Source organism: Marinobacter segnicrescens (assembly GCF_900111555.1).
GTDB classification, from domain to species: Bacteria; Pseudomonadota; Gammaproteobacteria; order Pseudomonadales; family Oleiphilaceae; genus Marinobacter; species Marinobacter segnicrescens.
Genome location: NZ_FOHZ01000023.1, coordinates 17839 through 44450, shown reverse-complemented (window position 1 = coordinate 44450; position 26612 = coordinate 17839). Strand labels below are relative to the sequence as shown.

Genomic DNA, 26612 nt, shown 5'->3' with positions numbered 1-26612 from the left:
TGGAGAAAGCAACGAAAGCCGCCACACCTGAGCGGATGATCCGTCGCATGGCTGCCGTTGAGCCGACCTTCGCCACACTCAAAAGGCTGCTGAATAAAGGGCGATTTACCTGCTGGGGTCTGAGTTCTGCCAGTAGTGAATACAGTCTGGGGGTTCTGAGTTACAACCTGATGCGGGCGATCAACGTGCTGGGCGTGAAGGGCATGCTGGCAAGGCTGACTTGAGGCACTTACGCCTCTCTATCGCATGGAAATATATGCTGATTGAAAGCAAAAATGCCCCGGACGATGTCCGAGGCATTTTGTGGGCCTGCTCAGAAGCTATGTAAATCGAGTTTTTACACAGCCTCCTCCGGGCTGCCTTTTCTGATTCTGCCTGAGTCTCCCTCAGGCATCCTCAAGGATCAGTACGACCAGCTCCTTCGGACCGTGCGCCCCATACGCCAGCACCTGCTCGATGTCGGCTGTCTTGGACGGCCCGGACACCAGCAGCAGGTTGGTGGGCATCGCCGCCGACCAGCCCTGTCTTTGCATGATGGTGTACAGGTTGTCCTCCACCTCACTGGCCTTGAGCAGGGCAATATGCAACGGCGGCAGCAGGCTCATCAGTCGGGGTTCGTGCCGATCCGGCCACAGGACCAGGGAGCCGGTGGCGGCAATCCCCCCCACCGTTCCGGTCAGGCTGGCCTCTACCTTCCAGAACAGGTCTTCCTTCCAGGCTTCCACCGGCCGGTCATAGGCCAGCAGCTCCGGCTTTGCCCCGCCCGCCTGCCAGTGTGCCGCCAGCTGACGTCCGTGGTCAGTGCCGGGCGCGTACAGCAGGTTTGCCAGGCCACGGGCTTCCAGCAACGCCTCAACCTTTGCCGGCCAGCTCTCGCTGGTCACCAGGTGCAGCTCGGTCTGGACCGCCTCCATCAGGCTACGCAGGCGCTTGATCCGCTCCTGCGGCGGGTATTGCCAGGGCCCGGTCACCAGCGTTTCGTCGAAGTCATCCGGCCGCGGCCTGGTGTCCGCCAGGCTGGCCCGAAGCCTGCCCAGGATGTTACTGCGTGCGCTCATGGCTGGCCCTCCCCTTTCTCCAGGTGGGTCCTGGCAAGGTCATGCAGGGACTTCCGTGCTGGTACCGGGGCCGCATGATTGTCGGTCCATGGCCCCGCCTTCTTCGGCGCAAGCCTGCCGAACCGTGTGGCGCCCCAGAGGAACAGCCGGTAAAACACCGGCGAGGTATTCAGGGCCACCCAGAACCGCCAGATGGCCCGCTCCCTGCGGGAATACTTTGCCCCTCCACCCTTTACCTTCGGCTGCTCTGCGGGACTCTTGACGTTCTCCTGCCGCAGTCGCTGCAGCAGTTCCGGGATCGGAATCTTCACCGGGCAAACCTCACCACAGGCGCCGCACAACGAAGACGCGCTGGGGTGATCCGGCACTTTTTCCAGGCCCACCATATGGGGCGTTACGATCTTGCCAATAGGCCCCGGGTAGACTTCACCATAGGTATGACCGCCCACCCGGGTATAGACCGGGCAATGGTTCATGCACGCGCCACAGCGGATGCAGTTCAGGGTCTGGCGCATCTGGGCGTCAGCGAAGGCGCCGGTGCGGCCATTGTCCAGCAACACCAGGTGGACCTCTTCCGGGCCGTCCAGCTCGTCCGCCTTGCGGGGACCGGAAATCATGTTCACGTAGGTGGTTATGGGCTGCCCCAGGGCGGAGCGGGTAAGCAGGGACAGCAGCGGCACCACATCGCGAAGATTCTCCACCACCTTTTCAATGCCGGTTACGGCAATATGCATCGGTGGTGCGGTGGTGCTCATACGGCCATTGCCCTCATTCTCGACCAGTAACAGGGTGCCGGTCTCGGCAATAGCGAAGTTCACGCCGGAAACCCCCACATCCGCCTCCATGAACTTCGTGCGCAGGGTCCGTCGTCCGACCTGGATCAGCTCGTTAACGTCGTCGGTTTCGTCCACGCCCAGCTTGTCGTGGAACAGCTTCGACACCTGCCGCCGGTTCTTGTGGATGGCCGGCATTATGATGTGTGAGGGTTTCTCGCCATCGAGCTGAACAATGTACTCCCCCATGTCCGACTCCAGGCACTCGATACCGCGCTCGGCCAGGTAGTCGTTCATCTCCATCTCTTCGCTCACCATGGACTTGCCCTTCACCACCTGTGAGCCCTGCCTTGCCTCAATGATGGCATGGACAATCCGGTTGGCCTCTTCCGTGGTCTCCGCCCAGTGAACCTTCACCCCATTGTCCGTGAGCTTCTCTTCCAGCTGCTCCAGCAGGTCCGGCAGCCGCGACAGTGCCCGCGCCTTGATATGGTTGCCCTGCTCCCTCAAACCCTCCCTTTCATCTTCATCGGGGAAAGCATCGGCCCGCTTCTTCATCAGCGAATCCATGGCCACCCGGAAATTGGTGCGCAACTGATCGTCAGCCAGCGCCTCGCTGGCCCGCCCCCGGAAACTGTCGGCGAGTTCCCTGACGGGTATACGCTGGCTCATGGGGTCACCTCCCCTGATACCCGCTCCCAGAGGAAACTGGCCAGGTGACGACCCCGAAAGGGCTGCTGCTGTTTTTCCAGGGAACCATTGATGTTGAGCAGGCAGCCGCCATCCGCGGTGACCATCTCGACGGCGCCGGATTCCACCAACGATCGGGTCTTGTCCAGCACCATGGCACCGGATACTTCCGGCATACGTACCGAGAAGGTGCCACCAAACCCGCAGCACTCGCTCTCATGGTCGTGCTCCAGTCGCTCCACATTGGCCAGCGTGCCGAGTAACGCCCGCGCATGCAGGTGGGTATTCATTTCCCGGCGGGCGGAACAGGAGGTGTGCAGGGCGATTTGCGTGGGGGCCCCCAGGTCTTGCCACTGCACCTTGCAGACATGCAGCAGGAACTCGGTAAGCTCGAACGTGCGCCCGGCCAGGTCCTCGACCCGCTGCAGGGTATCCGGCTCATCAGCAAACACCTCCCGGTAGTGCTGACGGAACATGCCTGCGCAGGAACCGGAGGGGACCACCACCGGCAGGCCATTATCAAGCAGGTTGAGCTGGGCCCGGGCCACCTCCCGGGCTTCGTTTACGTAGCCGGAAGTCCAGGCTGGCTGACCACAGCAGGATTGCGCCTGGGGAAAGTGAACGCGAATCCCTTCCCGCTCCAGCAGGCGAATGGCATCCAATCCGGCCTCCGGGTAGAACAGGTCCACCACACAGGTACCAAACAGCGTAATCTCGGCCGGCTTCGGCGGATAGTCACGGGCCCCTGACCGCTCGGGGGCCACACGGGTGGCATTGGGGGCGGCATCGTAGAACAGCTCAGTCATCAGTTGTCTCCGGACTGCCAGGTGCAGGGTTCACCTGCCCGCTTGTGGCTCTTGGCTCCTCAATAGCACCAAGAATACCAAATGCACTGGCTGAGTCAGGCCCATAGACGAAAAAAGCCGCCAGGGTCTCCCGTGGCGGCTTTTTCAGACTTCGGTATTGCTTAGCTGAAGTCGGTGGGCTTGTCGCCCTCTTTCACTTCCTTCATGGACAGCTTGACGCGGCCACGGTTGTCCACATCCAGCACCTTGACCAGGACTTCCTGACCTTCGCTGAGCACATCAGTAACGTTCTCGACACGCTGGTCGGAAATCTGGGAGATGTGAACCAGGCCATCCTTGCCAGGCAGGATGTTAACGAAGGCACCAAATTCCATGATGCGCTCGACCTTGCCCTTGTACAGTGCACCCACTTCGATCTCGGCGGTGATCTCCTTGACCCGGTTAACCGCCGCCTGGGCAGCGATCTGGGTGTCGGCGTAGATCTTGACGTTGCCGTCATCGTCCAGGTCGATGGAAGCACCGGTCTCGTCGCAGATGGAGCGAATGGTGGCACCGCCCTTACCGATGACATCACGGATCTTGTCCGGATGGATCTTGATGGTGGTGATGCTCGGCGCACGCTCGGACAGCTCGGTGCGCGGCTCGGCGATCACCTTGGCCATTTCACCCAGGATGTGCAGGCGGGCGTGGTGGGCCTGCTCCAGGGCGATTTCCATGATCTCGTCGGTGATGCCGTTGATCTTGATATCCATCTGCAGGGCGGTGATGCCTTCGGAGGTACCGGCCACCTTGAAGTCCATGTCGCCCAGGTGATCTTCATCACCCAGAATGTCGGTCAGAACGGCGAACTGCTCGCCTTCCTTCACCAGGCCCATGGCAATACCGGCTACCGGCGCCTTGATGGGCACACCGGCGTCCATCAGTGCCAGGGAGGAGCCACAGACAGACGCCATGGAGCTGGAGCCGTTGGACTCAGTGATCTCGGATACCGCACGGATGGTGTACGGGAACTCTTCGATGGTCGGCATAACCGCCGCCACACCACGCTTGGCCAGGCGGCCATGGCCCACTTCACGACGACCCGGGGTACCCACACGACCGGCTTCGCCGACAGAGTAGGGAGGGAAGTTGTAGTGGAACAGGAACGGATCCTTGCGCTCACCTTCCAGGGCATCAATGATCTGCATGTCACGGGCAGTACCCAGCGTGGTCGTCACGATGGCCTGGGTTTCGCCACGGGTGAACAGGGCAGAACCATGGGTGCTGGGCAGGATGCCGACTTCGATGTTGATCGGGCGAACGGTCTTGTTGTCACGACCGTCAATCCGCGGCTTGCCGTCGATAACCTGCTGGCGAACCACGTTCTTCTCGACCTTGCCGAAGTACTTCTTCACTTCGTCTTCAGCCGGCTGGCCTTCTTCTTCACCGGCCAGCTTCTCGACGGCAGCGTCCTTGACTTCCTTCAGCTTCGCGTAGCGCTCCATCTTGTCACGGATGGCGTAGGCTTCAGCGATAGCGCCGCCGAAGCCATCCTTGATGGCGTTCAGCAGGTCAGTGTTCTCAGGCTCTGGCTGCCAGTCCCAGCGGGGCTTGCCGACTTCGGCGGCAAATTCCTTGATCGCGGTAACGGCAGACTGCATCTCTTCATGGGCGAAGAGTACTGCTCCCAGCATCTGGTCTTCAGTCAGGCCCTTGGCCTCGGACTCAACCATCAGCACGGCGTCTTCCGTACCGGCAACGACCATGTCCAGGGCCGACGTTTGCAGCTCTTCAAAGGTCGGGTTCAGGAAGTAGCCCCGGTCGTTGGTGAAGCCAACGCGGGAGGCACCGATAGGACCGTCAAACGGAATACCGGAAATGGAGAGGGCTGCAGAAGCCGCCAGCATACCGGCAATGTCCGGATCCTGGGTCTTGCTGGAAGACATGACGGTACAGATGACCTGCACTTCGTTCATGAAGCCGTTGGGGAACAGCGGGCGGATCGGGCGGTCGATCAGACGCGAGGTCAGGGTTTCCTTCTCGGAAGGACGGCCTTCACGCTTGAAGAAGCCACCCGGGATCTTGCCCACGGCGTAGGTCTTCTCGAAGTAGTTCACGGTCAGCGGGAAGAACGGTTGGCCCGGCTTGGCTTCCTTTGCACCAACCACGGTGCCCAGTACAGAGATGTCATCGATGGTCACCAGTACAGAACCGGTGGCCTGGCGGGCGATGCGGCCCGTTTCGAGGGTGACGGTCTTGCCACCGAGCTCGAAGGTCTTTTTGGTTGCTTGTGGAATCACAGTAACTCCTGATTTTGCTTGATCATCAAATGCACCAGACCAGGAAGACGCGTTCCCAAAGCCCTGCTACCAGAAAGCGAACAGGCTGTTGCAAAACCCCGGGGGAAGTACCCGGGCCTTTCAACAACCTGCTATCGGCGCTTTCGGTCATCACAGCAGAAGCACTTCGGTAGTGGCGTAACAACCGGTTCTGGTACCGGTTCGGGTGGAAAAGCATACTCCGATGACAAGCCCCGGTATAAACCGGGCCCAGCCACCGGAGCACAGGCCGGCACCAGGTTGGCGCTAGCCGGCAGGTCGTCCGCTTAGCGACGCAGACCCAGACGCTGGATGAGCTCCAGGTAACGGTCAGCATTCTTGCGCTTGAGGTAGTCCAGCAGCTTACGACGCTGGTTAACCATGCGAATCAGGCCACGGCGGGAATGGTGATCCTGCTTGTTGACCTTGAAATGGTCCTGCAGCTTGTTGATATTGGCGCTCAACAGGGCAACCTGAACTTCAGGGGAACCTGTGTCGCTATCACCTTGCTGGTAGTCCTTGACGATCTGTGCTTTTTCCTCGGCTGAAAGTGCCATAAATCACCTCATTGTTTGCGATGCCTGAAATCATCCGGCCGAACCGCGCATCTCTGCAGCCCGGCTAGGCAGTCACAACCGGCTGGTTATCGACTGCTTGAAACCAGACGACGGGGCACAACCACGGTTGTATCCGCGCCTTCCGGCTGCCCTTCACCGAGGCCGACAAAACGGTTATCACCGTAAAGCCGTACCGGACCGGTCAAGGATTGACCCGATATTCTAACGGGTTGTCCGTTCAATATCGACTGTAAATTTGGTCCCTCAAGGGTCAGCTCCGGGAACATGGTGAGCGCTGCATCCGGCGCTACCAGGAGGCCATCCAGGGACTCGCCCCGCTCACGCACCTGCTCCAGGTCGGCCACCTGGTGGGCGTCCGCCAGGGTAAAACCGGAAGCCAGGGTACGGCGCAGCGCACATACGTGTGCACCGCAGCCCAGCGCTTCACCGATGTCTTCCACCAGGTTACGAACGTAGGTGCCCTTGGTGCACTTCACTGCCAGGTCCAGTTCATCCGGGCGAACCGCCAGCAGGGTCAGTTCATAGATTGTCACCGGTCGGGCGGGACGCTCCACCTCAATGCCTTCCCGGGCGTATTCATACAACGGACGGCCTTTGTGTTTCAGCGCCGAGTACATGGAGGGGACCTGCTCGATATCACCACGGAAGTCGGCCAGTACTGCCTCGACATCCGTCTCGGTCAGTCCTTCCGGCACCGGCCGCTCGGAGACCACGGCGCCTTCACTGTCGGCGGTTTCGGTGCGGACACCCAGCTTTGCCGTGGTGATATAGGCCTTGTCACTGTCCAGCATCAGCTGAGAAAACTTGGTGGCCTCGCCAAAGCACAAGGGCAACACACCGGTCGCCAACGGGTCAAGGGCACCGGTATGGCCGGCTTTCGCCGCGCCATAAAGGTGCTTGACCTGTTGGAGGATACCGTTGGATGTGACGCCCGGGGGCTTGTCGATGACCAGTATGCCGTTGACATCACGGCCTTTGCGTCTGCGAGCCAAACTCAGGACTCCTGGTCGTTGTCGTCGTCCTGGCGGACAGCGGGCTTCTTGCCCATGGCCTGGTCGATGAGACTGTCGATATGACGACTCTGACCCTGGAGGGTGTCGAAGTGAAAACGAAGCTGCGGAATTACCCGCAACTTCATGGCGCGACCGAGCTGCCCCCGGAGGAATCCGGACGCGTTGCGCAGAACCTTGAGGGAGTCCTGCACTTCGCCGGACTCCTCGGTCAGTTCCTCGGTACTGAGCAGGGACACATAGATATCGGCATAGCCGAGGTCCCTGCTGACGCGCACCGCATTAATGGTGACCATGCCCACGCGGGGGTCCTTGACCTCCCGCATGATGAGCAGGGAAAGCTCCTTCTGGATCTGGTCACCAATGCGGTCGAGACGACTGAACTCTCTGGGCATTATGAACCTGTGGATTCCAGCTTGCGTTCAACACGGACCCGATCGAACACCTCGATCTGGTCACCCACCTTCACGTCGTAGCCCTTAACACCGATACCACATTCCATTCCGTTGCGAACTTCCGGCACGTCGTCCTTGAAGCGGCGCAGGGATTCCAGCTCGCCTTCAAAGATCACCACGTTGTCACGCAGAACACGGATCGGCTTGTTCCGGTATACGGTACCTTCCGTCACCATACAACCGGCCACCTGGCCGAACTTCGGTGAGCGGAACACGTCCCGCACTTCGGCGATACCCACGATGTCTTCGCGGAATTCCGGAGCCAGCATGCCGGTCAGGGCTGCTTTCACATCATCAATCAGGTTATAGATGATGGAGTAGTAGCGCAGGTCGACACCTTCCTGCTCGACCAGGCGCTTGGCAGAGGTATCCGCACGGACATTGAAGCCGAAGACAACGGCGCTGGACGCCAGTGCCAGGCTGATATCCGTTTCCGCGATACCACCGACGCCGGAGGAGATGATCTTCACCTGGACCTCGTCGTTACCCAGGTCCTGCAGGGCCTTGGTAATGGCCTCCAGGGAACCACGAACGTCGGTCTTGAGCACCACGTTGAGGGTCTTGACCTCGTCCTTGCCCATGTTCTCGAACAGGTTCTCCAGCTTAGCTGCCTGCTGACGCTGCAGCCGCTGTTCCCGTTCCCGGGACTGGCGGAACTCGGCCAGCTCCTTCGCCTTGCGCTCGTCGGCGACGGCAAAGAACTCATCACCGGCATCCGGTGTACCGTTCAGGCCAAGGATCTCGACCGGAATGGACGGGCCGGCTTCCTTGACCTGCTTGCCAGCCTCGTCGGTCATGGCGCGGACCTTACCGAACCAGGCACCGGCCACAACCATGTCGCCCTGACGCAGGGTACCGTTCTGAACCAGTACGGTAGCCACGGAGCCACGGCCGCGCTCCAGGGAGGATTCGACCACAACACCCTTGGCGGGTGCGTCCTTGACCGCTTCCAGTTCCAGCATTTCTGCCTGCAGAAGAACCGCTTCCAGCAGCGCATCGATACCGTCACCAGTGTGGGCGGATACCGGCACAAACTGGACGTCACCACCCCATTCTTCCGGGATGACATCCATGCCGGCCAGCTCGTTCTTGATGCGGTCCGGGTCAGCTTCTTCCTTGTCCATCTTGTTGATCGCAACGACGATGGGTACGCCAGCGGAACGGGCGTGGTCTACCGCTTCCTTGGTCTGGGGCATAACACCATCATCGGCAGCCACGACCAGGATAACGATATCGGTACACTGGGCACCGCGGGCACGCATGGCGGTGAATGCCGCGTGGCCCGGGGTATCCAGGAAGGACACCATGCCGTGGTCGGTTTCCACGTGGTAGGCGCCGATATGCTGGGTAATACCACCGGACTCACCGGAAGCCACCTTGGTGCGACGGATGTAATCCAGCAGGGAGGTCTTGCCGTGGTCAACGTGGCCCATAACACTCACCACCGGAGCCCGGCGGGCCTTCTCGCCGCCGCTATCGCCGGCGATCTCGCTGATCACCTCTTCCTCAAAGGCGTCCTCGCTCACGGTCCTGGCCTTGTGGCCCAGTTCCTCGGTGACCAGTACGGCGGTTTCCTGGTCCAGGGCCTGGTTGATAGTGGCCATCACACCCATACCCATCAGGGTCTTGATCACATCGGCAGCCTTGACTGCCATGCGCTGAGCGAGATCACCAACGGTAATCGTTTCTGGAATTTCGACTTCTCTGACCATTGGTTTGGTTGGCTTCTCGAAGCCATGCCTTTTCTCTTTGGGTTTCTTTTTCGCCCGCAGCGGCTTGCGCAGCGTGGTGTCCTCTTCATCTTCAGACAACACAATGGGTTCTTCCACCGGACGACTGCGTGGTCCGCGATGACCTGCGGACTTCTTCTTGGGCTTGCCCTCTTCCGTATCATCAGGACGCTCGCGGGCCTTTTCCTTCTTCTTCTTGGCCTTGCGTTCCTTATCCTTGGCGGTTTCAGGATCGGGCGGCGGCATCGGAATCTCTTCCTCCGCCACAGTAGTCTCGGGCTTGACCGCCTTGTTGGTTACTTCCCCGGCGTCTTCCTCACCTACCGTAATCGGGCCAGTTTCAGGAGTGCCTTCGGTGGCCGGTGCCTCTGCGGCCTCCGGCTTTTTCTCTTCAACCGGCGCCTGCTCGGCGGCGGGCTGGGGTGCTGATTCCTGCGGCTCCTCTACCGGCGCTGCGGACGGTTGTTCCGGCTCCGGCTCGGGTTGCAACTCAGCACGCTTCACGTAGGTGCGGCGCTTGCGTACCTCAACATTGACGGTTTTGCCGCCACGGGCGCCACCACCGGTCTTGAGGGTGGTTGTGGTCTTGCGCTTGAGGGTGATCTTATTCGGCTCTGCCTCGGCCTCGCCGTGGTTCTTGCGCAAATAGGTCAGCAGCTGCTGTTTCTCATCGCTGGTCACGGAATCATTCTCGGAACGGGCCTTGAGGCCGGCTTCCACGATCTGACGCAGCAAACGATCCACGGGAGCGCCTACATCTTCGGCCAGTTGTTTAACGGTTACTTCTGCCATACTGGTCCTCCTCCCGATTAAGCCTGGTCTTCAAACCAGGGGGCACGCGCCGTCATGATCAACTGACCAGCACGCTCTTCATCCATACCTTCAATTTCGAGCAGGTCATCAATTGACTGCTCAGCCAGGTCCTCCATGGTGCGGACACCCATACCGGCCAGCTTGAACGCCAGGGTACGGTCCATGCCTTCCATTCCAAGGAGGTCATCGGCCGGCTCGTTGCCCTCAAGGGCTTCCTCACTGGCCAGGGCCTTGTTCAGCAACACATCCTTGGCACGACGACGGAGCTCGGTAACCGTGTCCTCGTCGAAGCCTTCAATAGACATCATCTCTTCCATGGGCACGTAGGCCACTTCCTCGATGGAAGTAAAGCCTTCCTCGATCAGCACCCCGGCAAACTCGTCGTCGACATCGAGGTTTTCCATGAAGTGAGCCAGCAGGCGATTGTATTCTTGCTCCTGCCGCTCACCCGCTTCTTCCTCGGTCATCACATTGAGGGTCCAGCCGGTCAGTTCGCTGGCCAGGCGCACGTTCTGGCCGTTACGGCCAATCGCCTGGGCCAGGTTGTCCTCGGCAACAGCAACTTCCATGGTGTGGCTGTCTTCGTCCATCACAATGGAGGCCACTTCAGCCGGCGCCATGGCGTTAATCACCAGCTGGGCCGGGTTATCGTCATACAGCACGATGTCGACACGCTCGCCGGCCAGCTCGTTGGAAACGGCCTGCACACGGGAACCCCGCATACCCACACAGGCGCCCACCGGATCGATGCGGCGGTCGTTGGTCTTGACCGCAATCTTGGCACGGGAGCCCGGATCACGGGCGGCGCCACGGATCTCGATGAGCTCCTCGGCAATTTCCGGCACCTCGATGCGGAACAGCTCGATCAGCATTTGCGGATCGGTACGGCTGAGCATCAGCTGCGGACCACGGTGGTCAGTGCGGATCTCCTGGAGCAGCGACCGGACACGGTCACCCATACGGAAAGTCTCCCGCGGAATCAGCTGGTCACGGGGCAGCAGCGCTTCGGCGTTGTTACCCAGGTCAATGATGACGTTGTCCCTTGTCACTTTCTTGACCGTACCGGAGATCAGCTCGCCCACCCGGTCACGGTAGCTGTCGACGATGCGCATGCGCTCAGCTTCACGGACCTTCTGGAAGATGATCTGCTTGGCGGCCTGGGCGCCGATGCGACCGAAGCTTTCGGATTCGATCTTTTCCTCGTGGATATCACCGGGCTTGAGGTTGGTGTCTATCTCTTCCGCTTCCTGCAGGGTCAGCTCGGTACCCAGGGCCGGAACGGCGTCATTGTCGACTACCAGCCAGCGGCGAAAGGTTTCGTACTCGCCGGTACGGTGATCAATGGACACGCGGATATCCGCTTCCTCATCCTCGAACCGTTTCTTTGCTGCGGTTGCCAGTGCCAGCTCGATAGCTTCGAAAATAACGTCTTTCTCGACGCCCTTTTCGTTGGAAACGGCCTCAACCACCATCAGGATTTCTTTACTCATTGAAATACCCTGCCCTTACAATTCTCAGACATGCAGTCACCCGGCCTTACTCGAAAACCGGCACAATGTTCGCTTTATCAATACTTTCAAACGGCAGCAGGTACTCGTGGTCATCCACCACAACCACCACATCGCCGTCTTCGGTGCCTTTCAGGATGCCCTGGAACCTGCGCCGCCCCTCGAAGGCCATCCGCAAACGGATATTGACCTGATAGCCCGCCCAGGCACTGAACTGCTCCAGGGTAAACAGGGGCCGGTCCATCCCCGGGGATGAAACCTCCAGGGTGTATTCGTTCTGGATCGGGTCTTCCACGTCCATCACACCACTGACCTGGCGACTGACTTTTTCACAGTCCTCGATGCTGATGCCATTTTCCTGGTCATCAATAAACAGGCGCAGTGTCGAGTGGCGACCCTGAGAGCGGAATTCAATCCCCCAGAACTCGTAACCCAACCCCTCCACTACCGGGCGGAGGATCTCTTCAAGTTTGTTCAGTTTTGCAGACAAGTCCGATGCGACTCCCGTGGTAACCCGCCAGCTCCGCCGGCGGCTGATTTTCAGGCCACAAAAACAAAAAAAGGGCTGTCTGGCAGCCCTTTTCATGCATCAGGGCCCGACGCGCCAGGCCCCTTAATCAAAAAGCCCCGACTGCTCAGACAGCCCGGACCATGACAACTCCGGAACTACCTGCCTGTGGGGCCTTTTGTTGCAAGTAATCGCGAACCAGCGCCGGATAACCGGATGGACCGCCGACAGACACCTGGCCTGTCACCGCAACCCGGAGCAGAAAAACCACGCACCGGGCCGCTTCAATAATCGCCGGAGTATAAGGATCCGGGCGATCATGGTCAAGGACTGACCAAAAAAAACGGCTTGGGTAAACGCTACGCCAAGCCGTTTCTGTATATGGTGCCGAAGGCCGGACTCGAACCGGCACGGCTTACGCCACTACCCCCTCAAGATAGCGTGTCTACCAGTTCCACCACTTCGGCAAAAACTCACTCGAGCTCGGGGATGGCATTACCATCACCGCCCTCTTCTTCGCTGAGGCTTGGAGCCCCGCCTTCAGCATCATCCGCCGGGGTACTGCTATCAACCTGCTCCACCATGGGAACACCAGCCTGACCCGCCACCTCGGCGCGCTGCTTGGCGAAGATCGCCAGCGAAAAACTTGTAATAAAGAACACCAGGGCCAGAATGCTGGTTACACGGGTCAGGAAGCTGCCGCTACCCTGACTACCGAATACCGTCTGGGAGGCACCACCACCAAACGCAGCGCCGGCGTCGGCACCCTTGCCCTGCTGGATCAGAATCAGACCCACCAGTGCCACGGCAATCACGACGTGCACGACGACAACCAGTGTTTCCATCCAGTCCATATCTGCTCTCTGTAACGCTAAGCAGCCCCGAGGGGAACTGCAAAACCCGTGTGATCCTGCCTGGTCTTACGAACTAACTGCCTGACAGATCGCGATAAAATCTTCAGCTTTCAGCGATGCTCCGCCGATAAGCCCGCCGTCAATATCCGGCTTCATAAACAGTGCGGCCGCATTATCCGGTTTTACACTGCCGCCGTAAAGCACTGACATCGCATTTCCTGGCAATCCGAGACCGACAAGCTTGTCCCGAATGGCCTGGTGCATCGCCTGGGCATCTTCTGCCGTGGCAGTTTTGCCAGTCCCGATGGCCCAAACGGGCTCGTAGGCGATAACAATATTAACGGCCTCGTCGGCAGACACCCCTGCAAGGGCACCTTCCAGCTGCCGACAAACGACAGCTTCCGCATCCCCAGAATCACGCTCTTCAAGGGTTTCGCCGACACAAACCATGGCCTGCAAACCACTCGCGAGAATCCGGGACACCTTGGCGGCGACAACTTCGTCGGTTTCACCGAACAGCTCACGCCGCTCAGAATGTCCAACCAGCACGTACTGGCAACCTGCATCAGCGGCCATGGCCGCAGCAATCTCGCCTGTGTACGCACCACTTTGCCACTGCGCCACGTTCTGAACGCCGATGCTGATCGACGAATCGGCCAGCTGCGCCTTAACCTCGCCGAGGTAAAGCGAGGGGGGCATAATAACAACCTGGGGGCCATTATCAAGCGCCGACACCGCTTCCCTGACGGCCGGTACCAGTTGCTGAACCAACTCCGAGGAGCCGTTCATCTTCCAGTTTGCTGCAACAATCTGTCTGCGCATGCCATCCGTCATCAGGGTTATGCCCGGGGGCCGTCCAGAAACGAGCGCGAACTATACAGCACGATACCACGGTGCACAAGCCTGAACGCTGTGGGCGCCCAGGGGCGCCTCCCCTCTCCCTGGCCCTCTCCCGCAATGGGGAGAGGGAACCCATGTAACAAGCTCCGATTTAACCCCTTTGACGGCGGGATGACATCTGTAAGACAGAATCCGGCTAACCCCTCTCCCTTGACGGGAGAGGGGTTGGGCTGAGGGTGGAGCAGGCTAACTGGTCACCAGCAGACAATTTCAAGCCTTTGAACGGCCAACCACCTCAGCAAGCTCTTCGGCAACCTGCTCGATCACCGCAGCGTCCTGGCCTTCGGCCATCACCCGAATCAGCGGCTCGGTGCCGGAAGCACGCAGAAGAATCCGGCCTGCGGCACCAAGGTGGTCTTCAGCCTTGCGTACTGCCTCGGCAATGTCTGGACGAGACATCGGATCAAAGCGTTCGCCAACCCGCACGTTGATCATGGTCTGGGGCAGCTTGGTCATGCCCTGACGGAGTTCGCCAAGGGTCTTGTCAGCCCGCCAGCAGGCGAGCAGCACCTGCAGCGCAGAGACAATGCCATCACCCGTGGTGGTGCAATCGCGGATGACCAGGTGGCCCGAGCCTTCGCCACCAAGCAGCCAGCCACGCTGGAGCAGGCGCTCCATGACATAGCGGTCACCGACCTTGGCGCGCTCAAAGGGGATGCCCTGATCCTGCAGGGCCAACTCGACGCCCAGGTTGGTCATCAGAGTGCCCACTACGCCGCCCTTGAGTGTGCCGGCTTTTTTGCGCTGGGCGGCGATCACGTAGATCAGTTCGTCACCGTCTACTTCGGAGCCGTCCTTGTCCACCATAAGCACCCGGTCGCCATCCCCATCAAAGGCAATACCGAGATCTGCGTTGCGCTGCTGGACGGCTTCCTTCAACGCCTCCAGGTGGGTGGAGCCCACGCCCAGGTTGATGTTGAGACCATCCGGATCGCCACCAATCACCGAGACCCGGGCGCCCAGTTCACGGAACACCTTGGGCGCCACGTGGTAAGTAGCACCGTGGGCGCAATCGAGCACAATATGCACACCGTCCAGCACAAATTCGTTGGGGACGGTACTCTTGCAGAATTCCACATAACGACCGGGCGCGTCTTCCACCCGGAAGGCCTTACCCAGGTCGGCAGACTCGCAGACGGTCACCGGCTGCTCCAGCCAGCGCTCAATCTCGGCTTCCAGGGCATCATCAAGCTTGGTGCCGTCGCCGGAGAAGAACTTGATGCCGTTGTCGTAATGGGGGTTGTGGGAAGCGCTGATCACAATACCCGCGCAGGCCCGGAAGGTCCGCGTCAGGTAGGCAATGGCCGGAGTTGGCATTGGGCCCAACAGCTTGACGTCGACACCGGCAGCAGACAGCCCGGCCTCCAGGGCAGATTCGAACATATACCCGGACAGGCGGGTGTCCTTGCCGATGATAACGCTGTTGCGCTGACCGTCCCGCTTGAACGCCTGTCCGGCGGCCCAGCCCAGTCGCAGCATGAAATCCGGGGTAATAGGCGCATCGCCCACCCGGCCGCGAATACCGTCTGTACCAAAATACCGGCGCGTTACCGCTGCGCTCTTGTCCGTCATTTGTGAGTCTGCTCCTTTACAGAAAATCAATAACCCTGTGCCTGCATAGCCTCTACCACCCTCACCGCATCCACGGTCTCGCGCACATCATGTACCCGTATCACCGATGCACCTTTGAGCACCGATATTGTGGCGACTGCGAGGCTGGCGGGCAAGCGTTCACTTACTTCCCGACCGGTAATCTGCCCCAGCATGGTCTTGCGGGACATGCCCACCAGCAGAGGGTAGCCCAGCACTCGCAACTGCTCCAGCGTGGCCAGCAGCTGCAGGTTATGCTCGAGGGTCTTGCCGAACCCGAAGCCCGGGTCCAGCAGGATATTCTCTGCCGGGATGCCGGCCGCCTCACACACCCTGACCCGGTCCATCAGATAGGTCGCAACATCCCGAACCACGTGGCGGTATTCCGGATTCTGCTGCATGGTGCCCGGCGCACCCTTCATATGCATCAGGCATACCGGCAAGCCGGCCTCCACGGCAGCATCGACGGCGCCCTCCCGCTCCAGGGCCCGCACGTCATTGACCAGCCCCGCACCAAGGCGTGCGGTTTCCCGGATAACCGAGGGCGTGCTGGTGTCTACCGAAATAACCGTATCGACGTCACGGGCAATCGCCTCGACAACGGGACACACCCGGTCCAGCTCTTCCTGCTCGGATACCGGTGCCGCACCCGGACGGGTGGATTCACCACCCACATCCACGAACGCGGCGCCGTCAGCGACCATCTCGCGGGCCCGCTGCACCGCCAGCTCTACCGAATTGTAGCGACCACCATCGGAGAACGAGTCCGGCGTGACGTTAACGATGCCCATGACATGGCAACGCCCCATGTCCAGTTCACGCCCGGCGAATGTCATCTGCATAGCACAACCTGCCTGATTGGATCTGAAAAGAAATAATACGGGAAAGAAAGGGCCTGACTGAAACAAAAACGCCGCCCTCGCAGGCGGCGTATATTCTTGCTTCCGAACCTAATGACTGACGATCAGTGCTCGCCGGCCGGCTGCCCGGCTGCACCCGTGTCGCGACCGTCATTATCGGACAGGGTGCCGGTTTCCGGCTGGTCGATGGTGACACCACCACCGGAGCCATCCCCCCAACCCTTGGGCGGACGCGGCGCACGGCCTTCCATGATGTCATCAATCTGGAAGCGGTCGATGGTCTCGTACTTCATCAATGCCTCAGCCATCAGGTCGAGCTTGTCCCGGTTTTCCACCAGGATCTGCTTGGCCTTCTCATAGCAGGTGTCGATGATGTTACGCACTTCCTCATCGATACGCTGGGCCGTTTCCGGAGAGTAGACCGTATGGCTCTGACCGGCACTGCGACCCAGGAACGGCTCTTCGCTCTCGGTATCGTACTGCAGCGGGCCGAGCTTCTCGGACAAGCCCCACTTGGTCACCATGTTGCGGGCCAGCTGGGTGGCTCGCTCGATGTCGTTGGAGGCGCCGGTGGTTACACCCTCAAAGCCCAGGGTCAGTTCCTCAGCAATACGGCCACCGAACAGGCTGCAGATCGAGCTGATCAGGTAACGCTTGGAGTGACTGTACTTGTCTTCTTCCGGCAGGAACATCGTCACACCCAGGGCGCGGCCGCGGGGAATAATGCTCACCTTGTACACCGGGTCGTGCTCCGGCATCAGCCGGCCGACAATGGCGTGGCCAGACTCGTGGTAGGCCGTGTTGAGCTTTTCCTTCTCGTTCATGACCATGGACTTGCGCTCGGCGCCCATCATGATCTTGTCCTTGGCCAGCTCCAGCTCTTCCATGGTGACCAGGCGCTGGTTACGGCGTGCCGCAAACAGGGCGGCCTCGTTCACCAAGTTGGCCAGGTCGGCACCGGAGAAGCCGGGCGTACCACGGGCAATCACCGCCGGGTCGATACCGTCTGCCAGGGGCACCTTCTTCAGGTGCACCTTGAGGATCTGCTCACGCCCAATGATATCCGGCAGGCTGACCACCACCTGGCGGTCGAAACGGCCGGGACGCAGCAGAGCCGGGTCCAGCACGTCCGGACGGTTGGTAGCGGCGATGACGATAACGCCCTCGTTGCCCTCAAAGCCGTCCATCTCGACCAGCAGTTGGTTCAGGGTCTGCTCACGCTCGTCGTGACCACCGCCCATGCCGGCGCCACGATGACGCCCAACGGCGTCGATCTCGTCGATAAAGATGATACAGGGGCTCTGCTTCTTGGCCTGCTCAAACATGTCACGTACCCGGGAGGCACCGACACCCACGAACATTTCCACGAAGTCAGAACCGGAGATGGTAAAGAACGGCACCTTGGCCTCACCCGCGATGGCCTTGGCCAGCAGGGTCTTACCAGTACCCGGAGGGCCAACCATCAGCACGCCCTTGGGAATGCGGCCACCAAGACGCTGGAACTTGCTGGGGTCCCGCAGGAAGTCCACCAGTTCCTTCACATCTTCCTTGGCTTCATCACAACCTGCGACATCACCAAAGGTGGTCTTGATCTGATCCTCGCTCATCAGGCGGGCCTTGGACTTGCCGAACGACATGGGGCCCTTGCCGCCACCGCCGCCCTGCATCTGCCGCATGAAGAACACAAACAGCGCGATGATGATCAGGATGGGGAACGCAGCCACCAGCAACTGGGTCCACAGGCTCTGGCGCTCTGGCTCCTTGCCGATGATCTCGACATTGTTGCTGAACAGGTCGTCCATCAGGCGATTATCCGGAATCGGCGGCCGTACCGTGTCGAACCGGGAGCCGTCACTACGCTGCCCCTGAATGTGAAGTCCATCGATGGTCACCTGGCGCACCTGGCCCTGCTCCACCATCTGGACGAATTCGGTATAGTTGACCTGCTGAGCGGTGGTCGTCGGAGAGAAATTCTGGAACACCATCAGCAGTACGGCTGCGATTATCAGCCACAAAACCAGATTTTTAGCCATATCGTTCAAGGATCATCACCTGTGAATTGCAGGGCAGCCGGGGCCTGAGCCACAGCGGCCTGTTATCGGTTACCTTACACCAATTGTACGTGCTACCACCAGAAACCGGTCATCCGCGAAAACCCTTGCACACCAGGTACACCTCACGGGACCGGGCGCGGGACGAATCCGGTTTGCGGCTGACCACTGACGAGAATGAACGCTTCATCTCCGCCAGCAGCGAATCAAAACCTTCCCCCTGAAACACCTTGGCGACAAACACGCCCCCGGGGCGCAAAACCTGCGTGGCCATATCCAGCGCCAGCTCTACCAGCGCCATGGCCCGGGGAATATCCGCCGCCGGGTTACCACTCATGTTGGGGGCCATATCGGAAATCACAACATCCACCGGCCGATCACCCAGAACCGCCATGAGCTCATTGAACACCGACTGCTCGGTGAAATCCCCCTGGACAAAGTCCACACCGGCGATGGGATCCACGGGCAGGATATCGCTGGCGACCACCACACCCTTGTCGCCCACCTTCTCCACCGCCACCTGCGTCCAGCCGCCGGGGGCTGCACCCAGATCCACAACGGTCTGGCCGGGGCGGAACAGCTTGTCCTTCGAGTCCAGCTCGATCAGCTTGTAGCTGGCCCGGGAGCGATAACCGTCCTGCCTGGACTTCTTGACCCAGACATCGTCAAAATGTTCCTTCAACCAGCGATCACTGGATTTCGAGCGCGCCAATGTGCCTCCCGGTCGTACTGTACGTGCAATCGCCCATCCAACGGACAGGCTTCTCTGTTATCATGCCGCGATTATACGGCCTCGGGACCTTAATTTCTCCCGATCGCCCTCTACTATCTTTTAATAGCCTTGATCAAGTGAGTTCATCATGAGCCTTTCGTCTGCCCAGCGTCGCGAATACCGCGCCATCGCCCACAACCTGAAGCCCATCATTATTATCGGCGACAAGGGCCTGTCTGAGGGCCTGATGCAGGAGCTGGAGCGGGCCCTGGACGACCATGAACTGATCAAGGTCAAGGTCGCCAGCAATGACCGGGAAGCCCGCGCTGAAGTCATCAGCGAGCTTTGCAGTCAGTCCGGTGCCGAACTGGTCCAGACCATCGGCAAGATTGCCATCGTGATGCGCCGCGCCAAGCAGCCCAACCCCAAATTGAGCAACCTCTCGCGCTGAACGTTTCCTGACATTGGCACTGCCTGGAACCGATTTTTTCGCCAAGGACGGCACGGACTCACACGGACCAAACCAGAAAACCGTCATCTAACAACGCCGCCGAAAATCCCCCGCCCCGGCAAAATCCGCCTATCCAAAAAGTAACATTGACGCTAGGATACGATTAAAAACCAACCAGACCTGTTCGAAGGATCGAAACCATGAATACCGCTCTCCGGTTCCTGGCAGCTGCTGCTACGTCCTCCCTTCTCCTTTTATCTGCAGGCTGCAGTAGCTCCGATGACACCAACTCGGAAGCCGCCGGCCACATTACCCGCGCCGAAACCTACGCCGACCAGGGCCAGTACCGCTCCGCCATGCTGGAAGTCCGCAATGCCGTCCAGAAGGATCCGGGCAACGTGGACCACGTGCTGGTCCTGGCGGGTATCTATAACAGCATTGGCGCCGGAGAGCAGGCCACCGACCTGCTGGAACCCTGGCAGGAGGACCACGGGGACCAGGTGGCCCTGCCCCTGGCCCGGGGCTATATCCTGCAAGGCAAGCACCTGTCTGCCCGCGAAGCCCTGGATGGTTTCCTGCCCCAGACCGATTCAGCACAACGGGAATACGATTACCTGACCGCCGAGAGCCAGCGCCTGGCGGGCAATACCGAGCAGGCCGTCAGCCAGCTACGCAGCCTCCAGGAAGCCCATCCCGCCAATGCTGAAATCACCGTGGCCCTGGCCAAGGCTCTGCTGGCAAGCGGTGAGGCCAATGCCGCTGTGAATACCCTGACCCAGTGGACCGAACAGAACGGCGACAACGCCGAAGTGCTCTACCTGACCGGGCTGGCCCATTACCGCATGGGGAATATTGACGAAAGCACCCAGGTGCTGACCGATGCCACCGCAGCGGTTCCCACCTCGGACATCTTCCTGCCGGTGCGCCGCAGCATCCTTACCCTGCTCTCCCGAAGCCTGACCGAGCAGGGCCGCATCACCGAGGCCCAGGTTTACAACAAGATACTGGCGGAAAACACCAGCTCGGATACCCGCGAGCGTGCTGAGTCCGCCCTCGAGGCTATTCTGCGTGGCGACATGGATACAGCGCGCACGACCCTCGAAGAATTGATACGCCAGAACCCCGACAATGAGCAGGTCGCCCTTATGCTGGGCACACTTCGCCTTCAGGAAGGCGAGAGTGAAGAAGCGGAAAGACTGCTCGCCGGTAACATTGACGCAGAGACCACACCGACCCCCTTTCTTCGGGCAGCGACCATTGCCCAGGTTGACAGCGGCAAGCGCGAGGAAGCCCTTGGAACGCTATCCCGCGCTATCGAGGCACGCCCTAAGGACGTTGAGCTACTGGCGATGCACGGCATTCTGGCCCTATCCCTGGAAGAATATAAAGAAGCCGGTGTCGCCAGCCTGAGCAAAGCGCTGGAACTGGACCGGTCCCGGTCGCGCCTAAGGTTGGCGCTTGCACGCCATTACATGTCGGAAGAGCAGCAGGAGCAGGCCCTGGCCCAGATGCGCGTTGCCTTTACGGAAACACCCACAGACTGGGCGGTGACTCAGAGTTATCTGGCCTTGCTGATGTATACCGGCAGGGAGAAGGAAGTCGAGGAAGTTAAAGAGTCCTTACTCAACGGCTTCGCCGATGAACCACCAGCGCTACTGCTCGCCAGCCTTACGGAACTTCGTCTGGGAGAAACCGAGTCTGCCCTGAATCGGCTCGAAAAACTCACAAACGAAAACCCCGAATCAGCTCTGACTCATCAGGCCCTGGCATCCGCTTATCAGCGAACGGGGAATACGAACAAGGCGCTTGAGTCCCTCATTACCGCAGCCACGCTGACCCCGGATTCGATAAGACCGCTCAGCGAAGCCGCCCGGCTATACGCCTCAACTCACACACCGGAGGAAACGATCAACTGGCTCCAAGAGTTAGGCACACAACACCCGGAAATCCAATTTAACGCCACTGTCCTGGCCGCCCAGGCAAGAATCCAGCAGGGCCGCACCAAAGACGCCCGCGAATTGCTTGAAAAGCTTCCCCAGAACAACAGAGAAGATACTGTCATTGCACTGACCAGCCAGCTCCTGGTGACCGAGGCTGAGCAGGCGGCGCAAGCAAAAGACTGGGAAACCGCCCGAGCCAAGGCAGGAGAAGTGGCAACCCTGCAGCCGGGCAACGTCAATTTGGCTCTGCTGCCGGCTCGTTACGCAGCAATGGAAGGCAATACCGATTCAGCTCTGAGCACACTGAATGAGGTAGAAGCAACGTTCGGTGAGCAACCTGCCACCGTGCGTTCCCGGGCACAGCTCCTCATGCTTGCCGAACGTCCAGACGAAGCCATGGCCACTCTGGAGAATTATTATCAGGACAGCGAAAACCCAGCCATCCTTGTGGACCTGATACAGCTAAGCCGCAGCGAGGCCCCTGACAAAGTGGACTCACTAACCGAGCAGTGGGTTGAACGCCAACCTGCCAGCCCGGCTGCCCACCTTGCCAGAGCGGATCACCTGATGAGCAAGGGCCTCGACGCACAGGCGCTACCCAGATACGAGCAGGTTTTGGAGCTACAGCCGAATAATGTCCGAGCCATGAACAATCTGGCCTGGCTGCTACGGGAAAATGAACGTCCACGCGCCTTGGGCCTCGCCTCGCAGGCTGCCCAACTGGCTCCCGAGAGCGCCGCAGTACAGGACACCTACGGCTGGCTTCTCCACCTCGATGGACAGCATGAGCAGGCAGTGGAACAACTCGGAAAAGCCCTGGCCCTTGACCCTGATAACCAGGAAATCGAAAACCATCTGAACGATGCTCGGCAGGCGCTCTAGCCAGTAGGGGCTAACTGCCCACCCAAACGACGCCAATATCGCCGGAATCCCCCCGGAGGATGAGAGCCATCATCCTCCGGTCCTCTCACTGACATCCACCGCGGTTATGCACGTCAGCTTTCTTGACACCTCAATTTGTTAAATTTTGTTATATTGGCCAGAAAGCGATACAACTTGCATTTCTGGCGTCGAGTTTCTTTACATCCCCACCCAAGAAAATCTTTATCCTCCTGTTTTTAATACTGTTTGTGAAGTTGGAACCGCACTTGCATACCACCGACCAGCGCCGAGCCAAGAATCTCGGTCACGCTGGCCAAACCATTCGCGAGGATGGGACGGAAAGCCACGGATCTCTCGGAGACCGCCGGGCTGCATGGAACGCCAATGCAGTATCAAGGAGAATAGAATGAACAGGCTTCACCTAATAACCGCAGGTATAGCACTATCTTTAGCGTCTACTGCGGCTCTGGCTACACCTCAGTATACTGACAAAACAACGGCTGTTGGCGAGTTGGCACTGAGCCAAGGCGCAGGTTATTACATCTGGAATGATGCGAATAACACCTCAGACTGGAGCATCCGCTGGACTGGCGCCGGTGCAGAGCCTTCAATTATTGACTGGTTCGGCGTGATTCAGTTTGAGAACGCAAGCCTCGGCACTTACAGCGAGATTTCGTTTGAGCCAAATGATCAGGACATCACTCCGATAAATGTTCCAGGCCTTACTGCGCTATCTTGGGTGAACCTGACAGACAATATTCCGGGACACTATGACGGTATCGACTTTACCCTTGAAGCGAACTATGAGTTATTGCAGTTCACTCTTGGTTCGAGCCTTTTCGCCAATCTTGAGCTAGCCTCAAACGATCCAGGGGTTGCATCGACTGGAATCTTTATCGGCGAAGACTACCAGTCAACTAACGTTCTGGTACTGACCGATGAGCATGGCACCTATCAGCAGTTTGAAATCCCGGTTCCCGAACCTGGCACCCTGGCCCTGCTCGGTCTCGGCCTGGTTGGCCTGGGAGCAGCCCGCCGGCGCCAATCGTAATATTATTTAACAGCTGTACTCAGAGACCAGGCCCTGAGGCCTGGTCTCTGACTTACCCTAAAGTCCTTTCTTATCCCTTGCAATTATATGACGCCTATTTAAATGTGTCGCATATATAAACAGTTATTCAGATTATCTGCCCGCCGAAACACACGCTCTCCGCATGCGCCCAGTCGTCAGAACAAAAAATAACCATTATTTTCAGTTCTTTACGATTCCAAAAAACACCTGAAAACCCTTTGATAACCAATAAATTACCGTCCCAGGCTTAACATAGGTTAAGTCTTTTTAATGCATACGTATTGCCCACAGCCTACCCGAATCAAGCTCAACCATCTGTTATAACGTGAATTTTACGCTTGAATTCGATTATCCAAGCCGTAATACCGATCCATAGTGTTACCGTCCCTACCTCACTTATAATCCCGTCGCAACAGCTTACCGCACAGTTAGCAGACGTTAACTTAACGTTAATGAACCTTGAGAATGCCAGTGATTAACATCCCTATTCAGTCCGCAATTGACGAATGGACCGCCGTTCTGGGGGAGTCGGGAGTCAGTGCAACTGACACGGCCGACTTCGGCGCTTCAACTATTGGAACGAAGCGCTCGATTCCAGCCGTGCTCCACCCGACGAACCAGGATCAAGTGGCGAAGGTTTTACAGATTGCTCAGCGGTGGCAAGTGCCCGTATACCCTGTAAGCACTGGAAATAACTGGGGTTACGGTAGTGCCAACCCAGTTGAAGATGGCTGCGTCATCCTCAACCTGAGCGGGCTTGACCGTATTTCCGACTTTGACCCGGAAATGGGTGTCGTCACTATTCAGCCCGGAGTCACACAGGCAGCACTTCGGGAATTCCTGGATGAGAACGAAGGTGACTACCTTGTTCCCGTCACCGGAGCAGGCCCCAATTGCAGTCTACTCGGCAACGCGCTGGAACGAGGCTACGGCATCACGCCAATTACTGACCATTTTGCGGCAGTCACCAGAATCACCGCCGTTTTACCGGATGGAAGTCTTTACCAGACGTCCCTCACTGAACAAGGTGGAGAGGAGGTTGATCGCCTGTTCAAATGGGGGGTCGGCCCTTACCTGGACGGCCTTTTCAGCCAGGGTAATTTCGGCGTCGTGGTCAATATGACCATCGCCCTTGCCCCGGCCCCCGAGACTGTAACCGCCTTTTTCTTCTCAACAAAAGACGACGCCAAACTTGAAGCCCTGGTGCCCATGGTCAGGTCCGTGTTACGAGCGCTGGGTGGACCGGTCGTAGCAATCAACCTGCTAAACAGCAGGCGAATGCTTTCCATGATGGTGCCTTTCCCCGAAGACAAAGCAGTCGATGGGATTTTGTCCGACCACGAGGCTCAACTGCTTGCAGACACCCACGGCGTGCCCGCATGGAGCGGCGTTGGCGCAATCTACGCGACCCGGGAGGTAGCAAAGGCCGCCAAACGCACATTGAAACGACTACTTGGCCCGGTTACCGACCGCTTGGTCTTTATCGACAAACGGAGAGTTAACGCAGCAAGAAAGCTGGCAAAGGTGGTCCCGCAGCGATGGTCCACGAAAATTACAGGCATGGCGGACACGCTTTCGGGCGCGTTGGAAATAATGCACGGGCGCCCTAATGACGTTGCGCTTGCATTAGCTTACTGGCGCTCAGGGGCATTACCAGCCAACGGCCAGCCGAAAAATCCTGCGAGGGATGGTTGCGGGCTGATATGGTTTGCCCCCCTGGTTCCCATCCGCGGTAGCGATGCGCGCCGGTATGTCGACATGATTGAACGGATCTGCCCTCAGTATGGCGTGAATCCACTAATCACACTAACGACAATTAACGACCGCTGTTTTGATTCTACCGTGCCACTGCTGTTTGATCGTAGCGACGCCAGTTCGACCGCACGAGCTCAGGAGTGCTACCGGGCATTGTATGAAGCCGGCCAGAAGGAAGGGTTTCTACCTTACCGCCTGAACATTGACGCCATGGAGTTTGCTTATCCTGGTGACTCCCAGTCCGCCAAGTTCGCCAGCCAACTGAAAACGGCAATCGACCCTAACAATATTCTGGCGCCCGGGCGATACGTGCCCAGGCCAAAGAACCCGGAGGCTTTATGAGCTGTAGCCTCGATATAGCGAAGCACCCCCTTGAGGGCGCTTTACCCCCAACATCTTAAATAATACAGCTCCAGGGACGGAAAAGAGTGAGGACCTAACAATGCACACAGGGTTTGCTTTTCCGCATCAAACCAATAACACCGAAAACGCTCAGGTGACGGAAGACATCAGCAATATCTTCAACTCGGTATTTGCCGTACACCTGGCAAATTCTCCAGAAACCATCGACGAAGTATTTGCAGTACGCTATCAGGTTTATTGTATTGACCGGCCGTTCGAAGATCCCAATTGCTTTGCCGACAAGAGGGAGCACGATGACTATGATCACCGCTCCGCCCACTCACTGATACGGCACAGGGTCACGGGTGAAAGCGTTGCCGCCGTTCGGCTGGTGATGGCAGGCGATACGCCCGACGATATTGATTTCCCAATGGAAGGCCCATGCCTCCCACACATGGATCGAACGGCACTGCGAGCCATCATGCAGACACCTCGAAACAGGGTTGCGGAGATTTCGAGAATGGCCGTCAGCAGGGAATTCCGTCGGCGCCTCAATGAAGACAAATCCGCCAGCGGTATCAGCGCCCTGGCCTGTTACAGTGATGCTGAAAAAGGGAAGCGAGCCATGCCCTATATCAGTCTCGGCCTGTTTTCCGCCATTCTTCAGATGTCGATTCAGCACGGTATAACCCACTGGATGGCGGTCATGGAGCCAGCGCAGCTTCGGCTGTTAAAACGATTTGGCGTGGAATTTGATCACGTCGGTCCTGTACTGGAGTATCACGGTCGTCGTCGTCCTGCCTTCACTGAGGCCGCGACTTTGATTAACGGCATCAAGAAACGCCGTCCGGATGTCTGGTCGTTGATTACTGATGATGGGCGGCACTTGCCACCGAAGTTGGATGACGACTACAAGGAACGCGAAGAAGCGGTTGCCTGAATCAATCTGAGCTGATCTGGATTGCATTGATACAGCG

22 protein-coding genes, 1 tRNA gene and 1 riboswitch are annotated in these 26612 nt (G+C 58.8%); of the genes, 6 read left to right on the top strand and 17 right to left on the bottom strand.

What is annotated here, in order from left to right; genetic code table 11:
* Positions 1-224, top strand: a 224-nt coding sequence (locus tag BM036_RS16235; protein ID WP_177186018.1) for a transposase, incomplete at its 5' end; no start/stop codon positions are given.
* Positions 225-386: 162 nt separating this feature from the next.
* Here the strand turns inward: BM036_RS16235 and BM036_RS16230 are convergent.
* From BM036_RS16230 to rlmE, 17 genes are all read right to left on the bottom strand, one after another.
* On the bottom strand, positions 387-1058 hold the full coding sequence (locus BM036_RS16230) for a LutC/YkgG family protein (protein WP_091854289.1): 672 nt from the start codon (positions 1056-1058) through the stop codon (positions 387-389).
* Positions 1055-2503 (bottom strand): LutB/LldF family L-lactate oxidation iron-sulfur protein, encoded by a 1449-nt coding sequence (locus BM036_RS16225; RefSeq protein WP_091854287.1) that lies wholly within the window; start codon positions 2501-2503, stop codon positions 1055-1057. The genes BM036_RS16230 and BM036_RS16225 overlap by 4 nt, the downstream gene beginning before the upstream one ends.
* Positions 2500-3327, bottom strand: coding sequence for a (Fe-S)-binding protein (locus tag BM036_RS16220; RefSeq protein WP_091854285.1), 828 nt, complete (start codon positions 3325-3327; stop codon positions 2500-2502). Before BM036_RS16220 ends, BM036_RS16225 begins: the two co-directional genes overlap by 4 nt.
* Positions 3328-3488: 161 nt before the next feature.
* On the bottom strand, positions 3489-5606 hold the full coding sequence (gene pnp / locus BM036_RS16215; protein WP_091854283.1) for a polyribonucleotide nucleotidyltransferase: 2118 nt from the start codon (positions 5604-5606) through the stop codon (positions 3489-3491).
* A gap of 305 nt (positions 5607-5911) precedes the next feature.
* Positions 5912-6181, bottom strand: a complete 270-nt coding sequence (rpsO, locus tag BM036_RS16210; RefSeq protein ID WP_091854281.1) for a 30S ribosomal protein S15 — start codon at positions 6179-6181, stop codon at positions 5912-5914.
* Between the two features lie 86 nt (positions 6182-6267).
* A complete protein-coding gene (gene truB, locus BM036_RS16205) occupies positions 6268-7194 on the bottom strand; it encodes a tRNA pseudouridine(55) synthase TruB (RefSeq protein ID WP_091854279.1) in 927 nt (308 codons plus the stop codon).
* A gap of 2 nt (positions 7195-7196) precedes the next feature.
* Positions 7197-7607, bottom strand: coding sequence for a 30S ribosome-binding factor RbfA (rbfA, locus tag BM036_RS16200; RefSeq protein ID WP_091854277.1), 411 nt, complete (start codon positions 7605-7607; stop codon positions 7197-7199).
* Positions 7607-10189: a translation initiation factor IF-2 gene (infB, locus tag BM036_RS16195; protein ID WP_091854276.1), complete on the bottom strand. Its 2583-nt coding sequence runs from the start codon at positions 10187-10189 to the stop codon at positions 7607-7609. The genes rbfA and infB overlap by 1 nt, the downstream gene beginning before the upstream one ends.
* 17 nt (positions 10190-10206) lie before the next feature.
* A complete protein-coding gene (gene nusA / locus BM036_RS16190) occupies positions 10207-11700 on the bottom strand; it encodes a transcription termination factor NusA (protein WP_091854274.1) in 1494 nt (497 codons plus the stop codon).
* Between the two features lie 46 nt (positions 11701-11746).
* Positions 11747-12208 (bottom strand): ribosome maturation factor RimP, encoded by a 462-nt coding sequence (gene rimP / locus BM036_RS16185; RefSeq protein WP_091854272.1) that lies wholly within the window; start codon positions 12206-12208, stop codon positions 11747-11749.
* Between the two features lie 400 nt (positions 12209-12608).
* Positions 12609-12693: transfer RNA gene (locus BM036_RS16180), tRNA-Leu, on the bottom strand.
* A 6-nt stretch (positions 12694-12699) separates the two neighbouring features.
* Positions 12700-13080, bottom strand: coding sequence for a preprotein translocase subunit SecG (gene secG / locus BM036_RS16175; RefSeq protein WP_091854270.1), 381 nt, complete (start codon positions 13078-13080; stop codon positions 12700-12702).
* Positions 13081-13146: 66 nt separating this feature from the next.
* On the bottom strand, positions 13147-13902 hold the full coding sequence (gene tpiA / locus BM036_RS16170) for a triose-phosphate isomerase (protein ID WP_091854294.1): 756 nt from the start codon (positions 13900-13902) through the stop codon (positions 13147-13149).
* A 288-nt stretch (positions 13903-14190) separates the two neighbouring features.
* Entirely contained in the window at positions 14191-15552 is a 1362-nt protein-coding gene (gene glmM / locus BM036_RS16165; RefSeq protein WP_091854269.1) for a phosphoglucosamine mutase, read from the bottom strand.
* A 26-nt stretch (positions 15553-15578) separates the two neighbouring features.
* Positions 15579-16412 (bottom strand): dihydropteroate synthase, encoded by an 834-nt coding sequence (folP, locus tag BM036_RS16160; RefSeq protein WP_091854267.1) that lies wholly within the window; start codon positions 16410-16412, stop codon positions 15579-15581.
* 122 nt (positions 16413-16534) lie between these two features.
* Positions 16535-18472, bottom strand: coding sequence for an ATP-dependent zinc metalloprotease FtsH (gene ftsH / locus BM036_RS16155; RefSeq protein WP_177186085.1), 1938 nt, complete (start codon positions 18470-18472; stop codon positions 16535-16537).
* Between the two features lie 100 nt (positions 18473-18572).
* The gene (rlmE, locus tag BM036_RS16150; RefSeq protein ID WP_091854264.1) at positions 18573-19193 is read right to left on the bottom strand and encodes a 23S rRNA (uridine(2552)-2'-O)-methyltransferase RlmE; all 621 of its coding nucleotides are present in this window, start codon (positions 19191-19193) and stop codon (positions 18573-18575) included.
* Positions 19194-19341: 148 nt separating this feature from the next.
* On the opposite strand from rlmE, the gene yhbY reads away from it, so the two are divergent.
* From yhbY to BM036_RS16125, 5 genes are all read left to right on the top strand, one after another.
* Complete coding sequence (gene yhbY / locus BM036_RS16145; protein WP_091854262.1) at positions 19342-19644, top strand: ribosome assembly RNA-binding protein YhbY; 303 nt, start codon at positions 19342-19344, stop codon at positions 19642-19644.
* Positions 19645-19844: 200 nt separating this feature from the next.
* Positions 19845-22466 carry a tetratricopeptide repeat protein gene (locus BM036_RS16140; RefSeq protein WP_091854260.1) on the top strand — a complete coding sequence of 874 codons (2622 nt, stop codon included), beginning with the start codon at positions 19845-19847 and terminating at the stop codon, positions 22464-22466.
* A gap of 302 nt (positions 22467-22768) precedes the next feature.
* Positions 22769-22843: riboswitch (cyclic di-GMP riboswitch) on the top strand.
* Between the two features lie 29 nt (positions 22844-22872).
* Positions 22873-23517 carry a PEP-CTERM sorting domain-containing protein gene (locus tag BM036_RS20375; protein ID WP_245742689.1) on the top strand — a complete coding sequence of 215 codons (645 nt, stop codon included), beginning with the start codon at positions 22873-22875 and terminating at the stop codon, positions 23515-23517.
* A gap of 486 nt (positions 23518-24003) precedes the next feature.
* On the top strand, positions 24004-25635 hold the full coding sequence (locus tag BM036_RS16130) for an FAD-binding oxidoreductase (protein ID WP_245742687.1): 1632 nt from the start codon (positions 24004-24006) through the stop codon (positions 25633-25635).
* A 100-nt stretch (positions 25636-25735) separates the two neighbouring features.
* Positions 25736-26575, top strand: a complete 840-nt coding sequence (locus BM036_RS16125) for a PEP-CTERM/exosortase system-associated acyltransferase (protein ID WP_091854256.1) — start codon at positions 25736-25738, stop codon at positions 26573-26575.
* Positions 26576-26612 lie beyond the last annotated feature (37 nt).

Coding starts and splice junctions, on each gene's coding strand:
- BM036_RS16230 (WP_091854289.1), bottom strand. CDS start 1,058: ATGAGCGCACGCAGTAACATCCTGGGCAGGCTTCGGGCCAGCCTGGCG.
- BM036_RS16225 (WP_091854287.1), bottom strand. CDS start 2,503: ATGAGCCAGCGTATACCCGTCAGGGAACTCGCCGACAGTTTCCGGGGG.
- BM036_RS16220 (WP_091854285.1), bottom strand. CDS start 3,327: ATGACTGAGCTGTTCTACGATGCCGCCCCCAATGCCACCCGTGTGGCC.
- rpsO (WP_091854281.1), bottom strand. CDS start 6,181: ATGGCACTTTCAGCCGAGGAAAAAGCACAGATCGTCAAGGACTACCAG.
- rbfA (WP_091854277.1), bottom strand. CDS start 7,607: ATGCCCAGAGAGTTCAGTCGTCTCGACCGCATTGGTGACCAGATCCAG.
- infB (WP_091854276.1), bottom strand. CDS start 10,189: ATGGCAGAAGTAACCGTTAAACAACTGGCCGAAGATGTAGGCGCTCCC.
- nusA (WP_091854274.1), bottom strand. CDS start 11,700: ATGAGTAAAGAAATCCTGATGGTGGTTGAGGCCGTTTCCAACGAAAAG.
- secG (WP_091854270.1), bottom strand. CDS start 13,080: ATGGACTGGATGGAAACACTGGTTGTCGTCGTGCACGTCGTGATTGCC.
- tpiA (WP_091854294.1), bottom strand. CDS start 13,902: ATGCGCAGACAGATTGTTGCAGCAAACTGGAAGATGAACGGCTCCTCG.
- glmM (WP_091854269.1), bottom strand. CDS start 15,552: ATGACGGACAAGAGCGCAGCGGTAACGCGCCGGTATTTTGGTACAGAC.
- folP (WP_091854267.1), bottom strand. CDS start 16,412: ATGCAGATGACATTCGCCGGGCGTGAACTGGACATGGGGCGTTGCCAT.
- yhbY (WP_091854262.1), top strand. CDS start 19,342: ATGAGCCTTTCGTCTGCCCAGCGTCGCGAATACCGCGCCATCGCCCAC.
- BM036_RS16140 (WP_091854260.1), top strand. CDS start 19,845: ATGAATACCGCTCTCCGGTTCCTGGCAGCTGCTGCTACGTCCTCCCTT.
- BM036_RS20375 (WP_245742689.1), top strand. CDS start 22,873: ATGAACAGGCTTCACCTAATAACCGCAGGTATAGCACTATCTTTAGCG.
- BM036_RS16130 (WP_245742687.1), top strand. CDS start 24,004: ATGCCAGTGATTAACATCCCTATTCAGTCCGCAATTGACGAATGGACC.
- BM036_RS16125 (WP_091854256.1), top strand. CDS start 25,736: ATGCACACAGGGTTTGCTTTTCCGCATCAAACCAATAACACCGAAAAC.